At 40.5% G+C, this 14,652-nt stretch carries 14 protein-coding genes; 7 read left to right on the top strand and 7 right to left on the bottom strand.

What is annotated here, in order from left to right; all coding sequences use genetic code 11:
• The first annotated feature begins 130 nt into the window (after positions 1-130).
• The 7 genes from H5115_RS15530 (at position 131) to H5115_RS15500 (ending at position 6,615) form a co-directional block, all read left to right on the top strand.
• Complete coding sequence (locus tag H5115_RS15530) at positions 131-970, top strand: DUF417 family protein (protein WP_182756192.1); 840 nt, start codon at positions 131-133, stop codon at positions 968-970.
• 17 nt (positions 971-987) lie between these two features.
• On the top strand, positions 988-1,239 hold the full coding sequence (locus H5115_RS15525; protein WP_008133487.1) for a Rho-binding antiterminator: 252 nt from the start codon (positions 988-990) through the stop codon (positions 1,237-1,239).
• A gap of 455 nt (positions 1,240-1,694) precedes the next feature.
• Positions 1,695-2,762: a hypothetical protein gene (locus tag H5115_RS15520; RefSeq protein ID WP_182756191.1), complete on the top strand. Its 1,068-nt coding sequence runs from the start codon at positions 1,695-1,697 to the stop codon at positions 2,760-2,762.
• 386 nt (positions 2,763-3,148) lie between these two features.
• Positions 3,149-3,277 (top strand): hypothetical protein, encoded by a 129-nt coding sequence (locus H5115_RS20260; RefSeq protein ID WP_259396414.1) that lies wholly within the window; start codon positions 3,149-3,151, stop codon positions 3,275-3,277.
• Positions 3,278-3,365: 88 nt separating this feature from the next.
• The gene (locus tag H5115_RS15510; RefSeq protein ID WP_182756190.1) at positions 3,366-3,878 is read left to right on the top strand and encodes a hypothetical protein; all 513 of its coding nucleotides are present in this window, start codon (positions 3,366-3,368) and stop codon (positions 3,876-3,878) included.
• 464 nt (positions 3,879-4,342) lie between these two features.
• Positions 4,343-5,881: a glucan biosynthesis protein gene (locus H5115_RS15505; RefSeq protein WP_182756189.1), complete on the top strand. Its 1,539-nt coding sequence runs from the start codon at positions 4,343-4,345 to the stop codon at positions 5,879-5,881.
• 431 nt (positions 5,882-6,312) lie between these two features.
• Entirely contained in the window at positions 6,313-6,615 is a 303-nt protein-coding gene (locus tag H5115_RS15500) for a hypothetical protein (protein WP_182756187.1), read from the top strand.
• A 127-nt stretch (positions 6,616-6,742) separates the two neighbouring features.
• Here H5115_RS15500 and H5115_RS15495 read toward each other — a convergent pair whose 3' ends face one another.
• From H5115_RS15495 to H5115_RS15465, 7 genes are all read right to left on the bottom strand, one after another.
• Positions 6,743-8,026, bottom strand: a complete 1,284-nt coding sequence (locus H5115_RS15495) for an allantoate amidohydrolase (RefSeq protein ID WP_182756185.1) — start codon at positions 8,024-8,026, stop codon at positions 6,743-6,745.
• A gap of 13 nt (positions 8,027-8,039) precedes the next feature.
• On the bottom strand, positions 8,040-9,269 hold the full coding sequence (locus H5115_RS15490; protein WP_182756183.1) for an alanine--glyoxylate aminotransferase family protein: 1,230 nt from the start codon (positions 9,267-9,269) through the stop codon (positions 8,040-8,042).
• A 3-nt stretch (positions 9,270-9,272) separates the two neighbouring features.
• On the bottom strand, positions 9,273-10,097 hold the full coding sequence (locus tag H5115_RS15485; protein WP_010553591.1) for a sulfite exporter TauE/SafE family protein: 825 nt from the start codon (positions 10,095-10,097) through the stop codon (positions 9,273-9,275).
• Positions 10,085-11,668 (bottom strand): gamma-glutamyltransferase family protein, encoded by a 1,584-nt coding sequence (locus H5115_RS15480; protein ID WP_182756181.1) that lies wholly within the window; start codon positions 11,666-11,668, stop codon positions 10,085-10,087. Before H5115_RS15480 ends, H5115_RS15485 begins: the two co-directional genes overlap by 13 nt.
• Complete coding sequence (locus H5115_RS15475; protein ID WP_182756179.1) at positions 11,665-12,867, bottom strand: amidase family protein; 1,203 nt, start codon at positions 12,865-12,867, stop codon at positions 11,665-11,667. The genes H5115_RS15480 and H5115_RS15475 overlap by 4 nt, the downstream gene beginning before the upstream one ends.
• Before the next feature lie 409 nt (positions 12,868-13,276).
• Positions 13,277-13,759: a putative 4-hydroxy-4-methyl-2-oxoglutarate aldolase gene (locus H5115_RS15470; protein ID WP_182756177.1), complete on the bottom strand. Its 483-nt coding sequence runs from the start codon at positions 13,757-13,759 to the stop codon at positions 13,277-13,279.
• A 3-nt stretch (positions 13,760-13,762) separates the two neighbouring features.
• Positions 13,763-14,416 (bottom strand): TetR/AcrR family transcriptional regulator, encoded by a 654-nt coding sequence (locus H5115_RS15465; protein WP_007584328.1) that lies wholly within the window; start codon positions 14,414-14,416, stop codon positions 13,763-13,765.
• Positions 14,417-14,652 lie beyond the last annotated feature (236 nt).

The following is a 14,652-nucleotide window of genomic DNA, read 5'->3' as shown; positions in this document are numbered from 1 at the left end:
AAGTGATTGATTACATTACCCGATAAGAGCTTACAGTGTGCTTAATTAACTCTAATTTTTTAGAGTTAGCTTGAATTGTTTTATAGGTTCGTAAGGTCTTTATAAACCTCAACGAATACTTGGAAATACAATGAACTTAAAACTAACCAATAACGTGATTACTTTTTTATTAACGAGTAGCTTTTTACTACTTGGCTTGTCGTTTGCGTTAGGATCAAACCCTAATACGTTAACGGCTACGTTTAGTTTTTATGGCGTTGACTCACTAATGTCTGTATCTGCATTAGGTTTAATTAGTGGCTCCTTTATGATTGCCTTAGCGTTTGCCACCGTGCTCGCTCACCTTAAACTAATGAAACCTACGCCAGCACTTTTACTTGCAGCAATTATAAGTTTGGTTGCATTACTTACCTTATTTGCCAGTAACCGTTGGATGGCGCAACTTGGTGGCTTTCCAATCATTGGTAGCGGGCAGGGCATAATTAAATACTTTGCTGTAGTGCCTTTGTATGTATTTTTGTTTTATAAAGACAAACTTACCGACAAACAACACGTACTTTTAAACTTTATACCGGTTGCTATGGTTTTATTGTGGATTGGCGGCATGAAGTTTTATGAATTTGAAGCAAAAGGCATTGTAAGTTTAGTAGAAACCTCACCATTTATGTCGTGGTTATACACGGTATTTAGCGTACAAGGCGCGTCTAACATGATTGGCGGGTTTGATGTATTATTTGCTGTGTTATTGGGCTTAGGGCTATTTTTAAATAATAAAAAGCTAATTATTGTAAGTGGCTTAGCGTGTTTAAGCGTATTTATGATGACCCAAACATTCTTAATTACCGCAACCGGTGCATTTAGTTCATCCACTTTATTGGATCGTTTAGGGCAATTTGTAATTAAAGATTTGTGGTATATAGCCAACCTTGTTGTTATTGCTTTTTTAATGATTTTTAAACCGACTAAATAACATATAAAGAGGACATTATGATCAGTTGCAACCAATACGACTACATCGAAATTGCCTGTATGCACCATTTAAGCATTGAGCTTATATTAAAAAATGGCGATGGTGTATGTGGCGTAGCAACTGACACAAAACGCAATGCTAATAGAGACGAATGCATAGTTGTTAGCGTAAATAGCGAGCTGCAACTCATTGTGCTAACTACAATCAGCGTACTTAAAGCGCGAGAGAAAAACCCATACTTTGACCATGTGAACTTTGATGTAAAGTAAATACCTCATTCATTCGTTTTTATCATAAACACCTCAGCGGGCCTGTATCATTAGTATGTTAAGGCTCGCTTATTTAACTAGTGTTTGAGCTAATTACACGCTAAGCACATAAAGCCAAAATTTTTCTATTACTTCTTTTGTTCTTTACTCGAGTTTGTCTACCGAATAAGGTCAAACGCTAACTATTGAAACGTATAAAGCCCCTAACAAGTAGTAAGTAAACCTTCAAAGCGAGCTGTTTCTATAAATAGCTATTTTAGTTTGTCCAATAACATTATTAAAAGTCGTTTTGGAGCAAAATAACAAAGGGCTTTTTATAACATGCCTAATTACTTGTTTACATTAAAGTTATTTAGTGGAATTATTGAACAATGTAATATACGCCGTTTTGGGGTGTTATAAACCCCCAGAGTGGTGTTCAATAAGATGTTAGGCTTAAAATCAAAGTGGGTAACATGGAAGAAGTTAAAGATTTTATTTATTTGGATATGAGTAAGGTAAGCTCCCTTTATAGTCAAGTTTCAGGAGGGATTTTGCAAACGTATGAAGTATCGTCAAACTCTTCTGAAAATAGTAAAAATCTACGCAATTATAATTTTAAAATATTCAAACATGAAGCTGGTGGAACAGAGACAGAATCACAAGGTCTGAAAGAAGTCAGAGTGAGTCATCATGAGGTATATACGGAATTAGAACGAGAACTATTTAAGCATGGCTACATTGCTGAAATTGGAACGGATGTTACTAAAGAACATGTTGAGTCAGGTACTGCTACTGATATATTTGAAAGTGCTTTATGTGTAAAAGCTGAAGGACATATCGTTTTAGAAGATTATGAAAGAATAACTCGAATAGCTGATAATTATGAGGATGTCACTGGCTTTATTAATAATAGTATCAAGTCAAGTTTAAAAGAGGCTCCTGAGTTAGAGGGCTTTTTTGATAATATAAAAGTCATGAAAGAAGACATCAGCAAAATTAAAAATGGTTCACAAAAAAATAAGAAAATAAATGAGTTAAAAGAACTTGAAAACTCACTAGATACTTTAATTTGCACTAAGTTGGTTGGTAAAGTCGATGAGTGGATTATCGAAGGGCTTAAAACTTGGGTAAACGTATTTTTGCCAAATATATTTAATGTACGTCTTTACCCGTTTTCTGATTTTATGAACTTCCATGTCATGTCAAATGTTAAAAGGGAGTTTTTCCTCGATGATGATACTGAATCAGTACACTTTTTATTTGGCTCAAAGCCAACCATTAAAGTGACAATGTTAGGGGTAATCACTTCAATTCCTAAAAGAGATGACGAAGGTTTTGATCCTATGGAGGAATTTGATAGTGAAGACCTTGAGCAAGAAGGTAATGAGCATTTGTCAGTAGAAAGTGCTTTTCGAGGAATGTTTAGAGGATTTGACGGTTTAGAAGCAATGATTCGAACCTGTAGATATCCGAGGATTATGCTTCAGCCAATAGCTATATATCGCGCAATTAAGCCTAACAAGTTGCTTAAACGGACTTAAAACAGTTGGCTTGCGTTCATGCCTCACTAATTTTAGCCAACAATTTTACGCCGCTTAGCAAGGCGTTAGCATTCAAATCTACAGCCTAATTATATTACTAAAGGATTATCGTGAAATACTCTAGGATTGTACTCTTTTCAGTAGGCTTGTATTTATTGCTAGTTGCTTTATCAACAATAGCAACAAAGATTGTTGGCTTTGATGAAATGACTCAAAGTACCCCATTAACTTTTACTTATTACGTCCTCGGATTTGTAACCTCTTTAATCGTTTATTGTTACCTAGGCTATAAGCAAACAGCGAGTCCTATAAGCAAGCCTTTTTAGTTGCGGTGCCTCATTGATCTAAGTGTCGGTGCCTTACTATACATTTTATTAGAAATATCAATGGATCCTCTGATATATTTAATTCCAGCTTTTCTGCATGTTGTTGCTGTTTTATTAGGGACATTACTTGGTATTCAATTACGTCGTAAAAGAGTTGAGCGTAAATACATAAACCGTAAAGCAGAATAAAAAAAACTGGTTTTTGCTCCTTCATCCTAACCTTAGATAAGAACCTTACGGCCTATTTATTCGGCATAAGTAAAAAAGGAATTTAAATTTGCTATTCGATTGGTTTAGCTCTGAAAAGCCAAATGTTTATTTGGGATCGTTAGCTGTAGCTAATAACAGCCATTTTTCTAAGGTAGAGTCGTTTTTTTATATAACGGGCGATTCACTACAAGATCATATGCACAAGAAGCTTGAGGATATTTTTTGTCTTCACAGCATCTCATCTATTAAAGAGCCTAAAAAGTCAGATATTGGTTTAGATGTTGTTATAGTTACTTTGCATGGTGGTGATGCATTCACTATAGATTTTGATACAGCTATTATTCCGCTATTTTGGCGACCAAAAGTTAAGCTAGTATCGCGCTTGTATAACATTAAACACAACAAGACGATTAAAACGTTCAGCGTTTCTAAATCTGTTACGTGGCGCGAATTCATAGCTAAAAAATTTAGCTTAAGAGGCTTTTTTCGTTGGGGTCCTTTTTATCATAACGAAGACATGGAAATACTGTTGTATAAAGCATGCTACGAGTTATTAAATAAAATGCGAAAGGCTATTTAACCAGTAGCCAATAAGAATAATTAAAATAAGATAAAAATACATTTTGCTCTTGGTGTAAGTTTGAAAGAAGCTAAAAATGCCATTGAAAAATTAACTTCAAAATATGCCCTGAAGTGAAGGCCAAGTAAAATTCAGCCATTAATTGCAAGTTTTAAAAGTGGTGAGCCTCTTTGTTTTCCACCGCCTAAATACAACCCTTATCCATTTGAATATCAGCGATCTAATAATAAATTGCCCTATCTCCACTTATTTTCACTTCAGCGATATCATCAAACGCGCGCAATTTCCCTTAAAACCAATACCCTAAAAAAATAATTATGGGAGGTCCTATAGTCAAATAACAATATTTTAGTAAACGCTAGTTCATATTGCGTCACGTAATATCCATACAGAACTTTAAGTTAAACATACGTTCGTGCAGCGTTCCCATTTTTATTTGACTCAATTTATTGGATATTCTTTTTATGAAGTTAAAGTTATTTATCGCAATTATTTTTAGCACTTCGATGTCGTCTTACGCGACAGAAGCAGTAGATAAAACGCAGTTTTCATTTGAAGACTTAAAAGCCCTAGCAAAAGCTTCAGCCGAAAAGCCCTATACGCCAACTGCAGTACCAGCCCCTGAGCTTATCGATAAAATTACGTATGACGAACATTGGAAAATACGCTTTAAAGAAGATGAAACCTTATATCCAAGTGGAAAAAAGGCGCCCGTACAATTATTTTACCCTGGCCGATATTTTCCAGAGCCTGTAAGTATTTACATCAGAGACGATAAAAATCAGGTTCAAAATGTACCTTTTAGTAATGATGTTTTTGATATGCCTGATGACAGCCCAGCTCACGATCTCCCAGAGGGGTTTGGATTTGCAGGCTTTAGAATAATGCGCCCAGATATGAAACCCGATTGGATATCTTTTTTAGGCGCGTCTTATTTTCGTACCGACGGGCCAGAGGGGCAATATGGACTGTCGGCTCGAGGTATTGCAATTAATACGGGTATGAATCAGCCAGAAGAATTTCCGCGCTTTTCTGCATTTTGGATTGGCCCTGCAGAGAAAAAAGGTGAAAGTGTGTCTGTTTGGGCATTGCTTGAAGGGCCTTCTATCACTGGTGCTTATCGATTTGGTTTAAGCAAAGATAACAAAGAAGCCAAAGGCCATATTACTTCTGTAACGGCAAATTTGTATATGCGCGCAGATGTTGAGCGTTTAGGCGTAGCGCCATTAACCAGTATGTATTGGTACTCACAAAAAGATAAAACAGAAGCTAAAGATTGGCGCCCAGAAATTCACGACAGCGATGGCCTGGCGATTCACACAGGATCGGGTCAATACGTTTGGCGCCCATTAAATAATCCTCAGTCGGTGTCGACCAATAGTTTTATTGATGAGAACCCAAAAGGGTTTGGCTTAATCCAAAGAGATCGTGACTTTAATAACTACCAAGACGACGGCGTATTTTACAATAAGCGTTCATCAGCGTGGATTAAACCTACTGGCGATTGGGGAAAAGGCGCAGTACAGTTAATCGAAATTCCTACAAAAGATGAAACGTTCGACAATATTGTTGCCTACTGGTTGCCCGAAAAAGAGGCGCGCAAAGGTGATGAGTTTACCTTTTCTTATGATATTGAATGGCGTCCACTCGATCCAAAATCAAAAACGCTTGCAAGCGTTGTAAATACTCGCCAAGGCTTAGGCGGAATTCCCGGCCAGCCTATTCCTGAAGGTGTTAACAAGATGGTGATTGATTTTGAAGGTCCAGTATTTAAAGGCTTAGATAACAAAAGTGGTATAAAGCCGATTGTTGAAGCCAGCAACGGTGAAATACTAGAACCTATTGGAGTTTATCCGGTAGTTGGTACAAACCAATGGCGATTAGCGTTTGACTACAAACAAGCTAACAACAATCCGGTGAACATACGCGCGTATTTAGTTGATAAAAATGATGAAGCTATAACTGAAACATGGGTAAGTGATGCTAAGGTAACGATTAAATAAGACCTTAAATAAGCATTAAAGAAAACGGGTAGCTATATTTTGATTTTCTTGTCAATTATAGCCACCATAATGCCTTTTAAAACGCCAATCAAAACACCATTAAAACTCCCTTTTATATCCCACGTAAAATACAGTAATCGATTGAATCAAAATATGAACTCGGCTATGGTTTGTTTATCAATAAAAATAAAAAAAAGAGTTAACCTGCAGCTTGTTAGCTGTTTCGAGGGATTGTATGTTTTTTTGAGTAAATTATTTTGTTGGGAGCGAGGCCGACAAAACAGGTAATTTGGTTCAGCGGCCAATTCGCCCTTTGGCTGCACTAAAAAATTACCCAGCATCGACTAAACGGGTATTAAAAGAAAGTGTTTGTGCGCCAAACACATAAAAACATAAAGTATAATAATTACATTTCTGGGTATGGAGATCTGATGAGAAAATCCTTTGAATTTACTATTAAGTCAATCAAAGTTGAAATAATTAACACTTGGTTTAGTGGTGCTAAATTATATGTGAATGGTGACTTACGAGATACTGACAAAACTTTGTTAGCTATTAGGAATAATACTTTACTATCTGCAAATTTAGGTGAGTTGGGTGTTCTAGAAATCAAGCCATTATCGGGTTTAATTACCGTCGAAATGGATGCATATTTGGTTAATGGTATAAGCATTCAACATGTATATAGCTCACATAAACGCCTTAGCCTAAAAGAGCAAAGGGCAGCCCGATAAAGCTACTTTAAATAACGTATATTCCTGCATTTACCTGCCTTCAGTAATAACCTCCAAATGACTTTGAGGAGGTTTAAGCCCCTAAGCATACCAAGTTAATATACTTGGTTTACTCGATTACCTTAAATCACTCACACTCTTTCACATAAAGTAAGAGCGCGCTGTACATTACACTGAGTGCCTTTGTTACATCGCTGTCGATAACCGCTTCTGCTGGGTGATGGCTTATACCGCCAGGGCTGCGTATAAACAACATGCCAACGGGGCAAATTGGAGCGATTGCCATTGCATCGTGCCCTGCGCCTGAGGCAAGTGAAGGCGATGCTTGGTTATTGAGTTTACATGCGCTTGAAAACAAATGCTGAATTTTAGTGTCGCACGCTACGGCATCGGCGGCATGAGTCCATTGCCAATCAAGTGTTAAATTGCGTTTGCTTGCTATAGATTGTGCGCTGCTTTGTATGGCGCTTAGTAAGTTAGCGAGATCGGTGTCGCTTTGTGCACGTGCGTCTAGGCTTATGGTTGTTTTGCCTGCAATCACGTTTGTAGCCCCAGGGCGAGACTGTATTTGCCCTACGGTGGCAACTTCGCCATTTTTAGCATTGCTTGCTAGTTTTTCGATTTCGGTTACTAATTCGGCGCAGCCTGCTAACGAATCCTGACGTAAATTCATAGGCGTAGTGCCTGCATGACCGCTTTGGCCTGTTAGGGTAAGCATGGCGCGTTTTGCCCCTGCAATAGCCGTTACAACGCCTAACGCCTGATTAACCGATTCGAGTACAGGACCTTGTTCAATATGAGTTTCCCAGTAACCTAGTAATTCGTTTTTGTTTAGTGCGGCTTTTGCATAGTCGTTAGGGTTTAAACCAAAGTCCAGCATGGCTTGGCGCATTGTTATGCCGTTTGTGTCTTCAATGTTTAGCCACTGTGGGTCAAATTCGTTAGCGAGTGCTTTTGAGCCAATTAAAGTAGTGGCAAAGCGGGTGCCTTCTTCATCGCAAAAGCCCACTACATCTAAATGAAAGGGCAGGTCGAGCTTTAACTTATGTGCAAGCGCTGCAATTTCTATCCCCAGTAGTACACCTAAAATACCATCAAACGCACCTGCGTTTGGTACGGTGTCTAGGTGCGAGCCTATAATTAAACGTTTAGCATGTGGGTTTGATGATTTAAGTCGCCCCCAAAGGTTGCCCACTTCGTCTTGCCACGATTGCATGCCTGCTTCAACCATCCACGATGCAGTAACGGCGTTACACTCTTTGTGCTCTTTTGATAAGTACACGCGGTGAATACCGGCTTGCATTTGCGATAGTGCGCTGAGGGTTTTACAGCGAGATAAAGCGCGTGTAGCGTATTCATCAGCAAGTTCTTTATCTAATAAAGGGCTATGTTGTGGGCATTCAATCGTCATGCTAAATCCTTTTTTATTTATAGTGAGCAAGGGCAGCAATGGCGGCTTCGCCTTTAGGGCCTTTGTAACCGTTGGCATGTAAGCAAGCGTCTAAGCTTGCAAGTGTTTGTAATACAGCATCTTTTCGGGCGTTGTAGCCCATAGTGCCAATACGCCAAATTTTGCCATGCAGCGGTCCAAATGAGGTGCCAATTTCTATTCCAAAATCGGTTAGCATTTGTCCGCGTACGTGATCGGCATTAATGCCCTCGGGTATATAAACACCCAGTACGTTGTTCATTTTATGCGTTAAATCGCCAAATACATTTAAGCCGAGCGCTTGAATGCCTGTTAGCATGGCATCGCCATGTAATTTGTGGCGCGATACGCAGTTATCCACGCCTTCTTCAATGACTATGCGGGCGCATTCTGAGGCGCAGTACAGCATGCTGGTGGCTTCGGTATGATGATTTAGGCGCTCCTCTCCCCAGTAATTCATGATCATGCCTAAATCAAAATAGTTTGAGCGTACAAAGGGTTCTGTGCCGTCGGTATGGTCGGCCGTGCGAATACCTGCCTCTACCTTTTTACGTTTTTGGATCCACTCGGCGCATTTATCGCTAAGTGTTAATGGCGCAGACCCAGAAGGACCGCCTAAACATTTTTGCAGGCCAACAGAAAGTGCATCGAGTTTCCACTCATCGGCAGGAAGTTCGTTACCAACAATAGAGGCGGTGGCATCGCAATAAAATAGTACATCGTGCTTTTGGCAAATATCGCCAATATGTTCAAGAGGTTGGTTCATGGTGGTGGATGTATCGCCTTGTACCATAGCAAGTACATGGGGTTTTACATCAACAATGGCTTTTTCGATTTGTTCTGGCGTAAACACTTCGCCCCACGGTACTTCAATTGTGTGCACCTTTGCGCCAACGCGTTCTGCTATTTCAGCAAGTAGGTGGCCAAAGCGCCCCATAATTGGCACAAGGACTTTATCGCCTGGGCGTAAAATTGAGCATAATACGGCTTCAATACCTGCGCGCGATGTGCCATCTATTAGCATGGTCCATTCGTTTTTGGTTTTAAAAATTTCGCGGTAACGTGCCATGGTTTCGTTCATAAAACCGGTCATTACTGGGTCGTATTGGCCTATAAGCTGCGCCGACATAGCACGTAAAACACGAGGATCGGCATTAATAGGGCCTGGTCCCATTAATAAACGCTGTGGTGGGTTTAAGGTTTGAACTTGCGTGTTATTAAACATATTTTAGGCTCCCAGAGTCTGAATAAGCATGCGTATGCCGGTTATCATTAAGACAACGGCAAAGGCGCGTTTTAGTTGTTTTTGATCCAGCTTGCTACCAATTTTTACGCCAATAGGCGCAAATAAAATAGTCAACGGAATAATAAGAAAAAAGGCAGGGAGGTTAACCAACCCCCACGTACCTAGGGGAGCATCGGTTGGCGTTGTGCCAATACTTAATAAGGTAATAACGCCAGGTAGCGCAATCAATAAACCAAAAACGGCCGCAGTACCTACTGCAACATGGGCACGTACATTAAATGCGTTTAGCATAGGTACGCCAATAGTGCCGCCGCCTATGCCAATCATTACCGACAAACCACCTACAATACTTGCCATAACGCCTTGACCAAATTTACCTGGTAGTTGTTTTACAAGCGCGGGTGCGCCGGCTCTAAATAGCATGTTTAAACTGACTAAAATAGCAATACAGGCAAACATAAGTACCAGTGCATTACCGCGTATTGAGTGCGCTAAGTAGCTGCCTACAACGGCCATAACTAAAATAAATGGTGCCCAGTATTTTATTAGCGCAAGGTCAATATTCCCTTTGCTATGATGCGAGCGAATAGATGAAAGCGAAGTAGGTACTATGGTTGCAAGTGATGTAGCGGTGGCTATCATCATTGCCGATTCTGGGCTTACGCCAAAACCTTGCAGTAAAAAATACAGCACAGGGACGATAACAATACCGCCGCCTACACCAAAAAGTCCTGCTAAAATTCCGGCAAAAATACCGGTTGCTATTAAGGCCGCTACTATTGGCCATTGGTTTATTATTTCTGACATTGTGTTCCTGCTTTAGTTACTGTTGCACGTCCATCTGAACGAGGATCTGTTGCAGCTTCAAGGCTTGTAGGTGTATCTAAAATCGCCCCAGCGTGCCCCATCATTTCGTTATTATTATCAACGCTTACCCAATCGTGGTCACGTTGATTTAATTCATGTTCTATATGAAAAACTAACCCTTTTTCAATTTTTAAATTTGTACTCGTATCGCCCCATGTGCGTCCAAGTAACCAACGAGGGTCGCTAATTGCTTGTTTAATAGATTTATTTCGCCATGCGTAGCCTGCAAAAACAGCGGCTTGAGTTTGTGGCTGCCCTTCACCGCCCATTGTTCCGTAAGCAAGTCGACGACCATCGCTAAACTTTGCCAGTGCTGGGTTAAGTGTATGAGCGGGCTTTTTATTTGGAGCAAGAGCGTTGGTATCTTGATTGTTTAAACTAAAGCTTAAACCACGGTTATTCCACACAAAGCCGCCTTCACTCATTAATATTCCGCTGCCAAATTCCCAGTAAATACTTTGAATAAAGCTGACTAATTGCCCGTTTTTATCTCTGGCTGCCATCCACACAGTATCGCCAGGCTCTGCGTTAAATGGCCATTTTTTGGCTTTACTCATATCAATATTGTTAGCAAGTTCGCTTAGGCGATTATCGGTTAGTGCGTTTTTATAATCATCCCCCAACACATCAGGGTCAGCCCAAAGGGTAGGGCGATGGGTAAAGCTTTGCTTAGTTGCCTCAACAATTAAGTGCGTCCAGTCGGCATCGGTTTTAGCTAAATGCTTTAACTTATTTACGGCACCAATTATTTGTAGTGAATGCACGCCCTGTGTTGGCGCGGGTAAGTTGTAGCAATCAATACCACTGAGGTTTGCATTTAGCGCAGTAACTACCTCGGCTTTAGTATTTGCAATGTCACCTGCGGTAATTGAGCTGCCTGCTTTTGCTAAGTCGGCGGCAAATGAGTTGGCAAGTGCGCCTTCATAAAATGCGTTTAAACCATGTTTTGCTAGGTATTCAAACGTTGCTGCAAGTTTAGGGTTTTTAAAATGTTGACCTGCTTGTAAGGGCTTGCCATTGGGTATGTAGAGGTTTTTAAACGCGTTATTGGTATTGTTAGCAGTGGCTAGCTTTTCGCAGCCTGCTTGCAAGCTTTTTGTAACGGTAAAGCCCTCGCGCGCAAGCTCAATAGCGGGTGCTAAAATTTGTGACAGTGGTAGTGCTGCGTGCTCATCTAGTTCAAGCGCCTTTTGCCAGCCGCGTATTGTGCCCGCTTGAGTAAGTGCGCTTAATCCGCCGCGCTCTGGTATTTGCGTGAGCGAGTTATATGCCGTTGTATTAGTTGCTGCGCGGCCGCAGGCGTCAATAGCTGTGGGCGTTTTTTGGTTTGGGTTATCGATAAGCCAAAAGCTGTCGCCACCAATTGAGTTCATGTGTGGATACACAACGCTAATAGCAGCGGCAGCCGCTACCATAGCCTCGGTAGCTGTACCGCCTTGTTTTAGTATATTTATACCCGCCTCAGTGGCCGAAAAATGAGACGCGGTAAATGCAATGTTGTGTGTGGTCATGCCGGTGTGTCCTGTTTAAAGTGTGCAGCTAGGTGCTTAACGCAAGCAAGTAGGCTTTTATCGTTACCGTGGCTCATCATTAATGAAAAACCATACGGATGATCATTTGCTAAATCAGCCAGCGGTAAATGCACTTGCGCTGAGCCACTAAGCCCTGCAATTGCCGAAAGCGTAATAATTTGCATGCGTAAGGCGCTTGTGTCGGCGCCTAATTTAGGTGCGGTTGTGGGGGTGGTTGGCAAAAATAAACAGCTGTTTGTATTTAGGTTTTTAGCTATTAGTGTTTGCCATTGGGTTTGTACTTTTAGTGCTTCTTGTTCTTCTTGATCAGTTAGGGCAAGCGCCATATTAAAACGTGCCGCAATTGCTGGAGCAAACTGGGGAAGTTGCCCCGGCAATTGAAGCCAATCTTTATGCGTTTTTGCGATTGCTCGCCCTTGCAGTACTCTAAAACTATCCGCAAGTTCATTTAATAAGTTGCTGTTAGGTAGTTCAAATTCTTTATGGTGCTTAAAATTAGGCTTGGTTTTTTCAAGCAATTGTTTAAGTGGGGCTTGTAAAGCAGGGTCAACGAGTTCGAATAGTGCTTCGCAAATAACCAGCGTATTTACTTTATTAATAGCTTGTTGTGGTAATAATATATCGCCAACGCTGCTTAATAGCTCGGCGCTTTGGGTAAGCCAACCTATGGTATCAAAAGGCGGAGCCAACGGTATTAGGCCGTCTTTTTCAATCACGTTATGGCTTGGCCTTATGCCATATAAACCACAATAGCTGGCGGGTATTCTAATTGAGCCGCCGGTGTCGGTGCCTAAGCCAATATCAGCTAAGTTAGCAGCAACGGCTGCTGCAGACCCCATACTCGAACCACCGCAAGCATGCCCTTTTAATTTAGGATTTTGCGCAGCGCCATAATGTATATTATTACCCTCTAAGCTATAAGCCAGCTCGTCAGTATGGGTAAAGCCTATAAAGTTACAACCAGCGGTCATGAGCTTATTAACCGAGCTTGCCGTATTTTGAGCCGGTTTAGCTGTTTTAAACCAGTGTGGGTTGCCTGCGCTGTTACGCTCGCCCTTTACTGCAAATACATCTTTTACAGCTAAGCGATTGTTTGCAAGCACTCCAGAGTGGTTTGTTTGCCACAGGGTAGGACCGTGATTGCAAAATATACCTTTGTTGTTTTTTTTATCACTCATTTGCAGCTCATTATTATAAAACTGACCAAGTACTTACTTATTAAGTTAAGAGTGATTAAAAAGCGGGCTGGTTATTATTATTATGAATACCAATTTTATTAAAAACATGATCATTTTATCGGATTAAATAGCGCACTCACTGCGTCATTTTCTTCTCGTTATAATAGATCACTAATTTAATGCAATTGCTAAAGCTGTGCTTTTTAATCGGTAGTTTTGATTTTATAGTGCTTAGACTAAGCAAGAGGAATGCCATAAATTAAAATCCTGTCCAACTGGTCAGGATTTAGTGGGTTGTATGAGATTTGTAAGTGTGGGCTATAAAAATATTGAGATTAAAATGAGCTAAAACAAACCAATTTGGTGCGCAGATGCACCAAGTTGGTCTTTATTTATATGGTTTTGAGTGCTAAATAAGGGGCGTTTTACTGATGATTAAACCGTTAATATCGGCGTAAACCCAATCGTTAGGTTCTATGGTGGTGCTAAGCATGGTAATAGCTTGGTTTTTATCACCAAAGCCGCGCTTTAAGGTACTACGTGGTGTAGAGCCTAGCGCCATTACAGGTAAGTTCATCGTGGCAAGTATTTCTATATCTCGGCAACAGCCATTTATTATTACGCCTTCCCAGCCATTACTTAAGGCACGCTCAGCCATAATATCGCCTATAAACGCAAAGCGTTTGCTCGCAAACCCGTTTATAACCAATACTTTACCTTCACCATTTTCATGCAATATATCGGCGGCAAAAGAGTTATCTTCTGGGCAGGTAACGGTAACTACTTTGCCATAAAACGTGTTTTTTTTACCAAAGTGGTAAAGGCCGCTGTCTGCTACTTGCACGTTATCGCGATGATCGTCAAATAAATCGGGTGTAGTAAAGGGTGTCATGGGTTAAGTCTCACTTTGCTCAGGTATTTTAAGGCCAATACCTTTTAAAATTATGTGGGCAATTGATTGCGTAATTTGTGCCACATCGGTTTCGTCGTACTCTAATTTGTTCATTACGAGTAAAACCTCAGCCTGAAAGTCGGCGTAATATTGCGTGGTAGACCAAATAGTAAAGAGCAAATGATAGGGGTCAACCTTATCCATTTTATCTGCATCCATCCATGCTTGAAGTACATCAACCTTTTGTTTAACCCAAGGGCGGGTATTGGTTCTAAAGTAGTTTTGTAAATAAGGGGCACCGCGCAGTATTTCACTGGCAAATAAGCGAGATTGCATTGGCTGATTTACGGCCAGTATTACTTTGCTTTTAATATAGTTATAAAGCACGGTAGCTGGATCGTCGTTAATTGTGACGTTATCGAGCCCTAAGTTCCAATTAGCTATTATGCGGTCAATCACAGACTCGTACAGACCATCCTTACTTTTAAAGTAATACAAAATATTAGCTTTTGGCACCTGCGCTTCTTTAGCAACCATGCTCATACTTGCTCCGTCGTAACCTAATTGCGAAAACAATTGCTCGGCGGCATCTAAAATTAGTTTTTGGTTTTTCTCGCGTGTAATTTCTTTTTTATTTGGCTTTATTTGTGTGGTCATTATAGAGTTTGCGTGTTTAACGTATTGATTGATTGTAGCTTTACTGACCAAAAGGTCAATTACTAAAAAGTGTGAATGTTAAAAACAAACGAGAGGTTTAAGCTATTAACTTTAGGGTCTGTTGAACTTTGCGGATTAAAATTTGTTCAAACTAGGGGCTATTTAATCGCGGCGCGAGATTTGTAACCTAGTGGGCTAAGTAAAAACCGAGCAAAGCTTCCGCGTCCTGCTCACGC

Source organism: Pseudoalteromonas sp. SR44-2, assembly GCF_014163745.1.
In the GTDB taxonomy this organism is placed as follows: domain Bacteria; phylum Pseudomonadota; class Gammaproteobacteria; order Enterobacterales; family Alteromonadaceae; genus Pseudoalteromonas; species Pseudoalteromonas distincta.
Note: the sequence above shows the minus strand (reverse complement) of the source record. Positions and strands in the feature narration are given on the sequence as shown.

What these genes read in the sequence shown, in the direction of transcription:
- H5115_RS15475 (WP_182756179.1), bottom strand. Translation starts at nt 12,867, where the DNA reads ATGAGTGATAAAAAAAACAACAAAGGTATATTTTGCAATCACGGTCCT.
- H5115_RS15525 (WP_008133487.1), top strand. Translation starts at nt 988, where the DNA reads ATGATCAGTTGCAACCAATACGACTACATCGAAATTGCCTGTATGCAC.
- H5115_RS15495 (WP_182756185.1), bottom strand. Translation starts at nt 8,026, where the DNA reads ATGACGATTGAATGCCCACAACATAGCCCTTTATTAGATAAAGAACTT.
- H5115_RS15465 (WP_007584328.1), bottom strand. Translation starts at nt 14,416, where the DNA reads ATGACCACACAAATAAAGCCAAATAAAAAAGAAATTACACGCGAGAAA.
- H5115_RS15500 (WP_182756187.1), top strand. Translation starts at nt 6,313, where the DNA reads ATGAGAAAATCCTTTGAATTTACTATTAAGTCAATCAAAGTTGAAATA.
- H5115_RS15520 (WP_182756191.1), top strand. Translation starts at nt 1,695, where the DNA reads ATGGAAGAAGTTAAAGATTTTATTTATTTGGATATGAGTAAGGTAAGC.
- H5115_RS15480 (WP_182756181.1), bottom strand. Translation starts at nt 11,668, where the DNA reads ATGACCACACACAACATTGCATTTACCGCGTCTCATTTTTCGGCCACT.
- H5115_RS15485 (WP_010553591.1), bottom strand. Translation starts at nt 10,097, where the DNA reads ATGTCAGAAATAATAAACCAATGGCCAATAGTAGCGGCCTTAATAGCA.
- H5115_RS15530 (WP_182756192.1), top strand. Translation starts at nt 131, where the DNA reads ATGAACTTAAAACTAACCAATAACGTGATTACTTTTTTATTAACGAGT.
- H5115_RS15490 (WP_182756183.1), bottom strand. Translation starts at nt 9,269, where the DNA reads ATGTTTAATAACACGCAAGTTCAAACCTTAAACCCACCACAGCGTTTA.
- H5115_RS20260 (WP_259396414.1), top strand. Translation starts at nt 3,149, where the DNA reads ATGGATCCTCTGATATATTTAATTCCAGCTTTTCTGCATGTTGTTGCT.
- H5115_RS15470 (WP_182756177.1), bottom strand. Translation starts at nt 13,759, where the DNA reads ATGACACCCTTTACTACACCCGATTTATTTGACGATCATCGCGATAAC.
- H5115_RS15505 (WP_182756189.1), top strand. Translation starts at nt 4,343, where the DNA reads ATGAAGTTAAAGTTATTTATCGCAATTATTTTTAGCACTTCGATGTCG.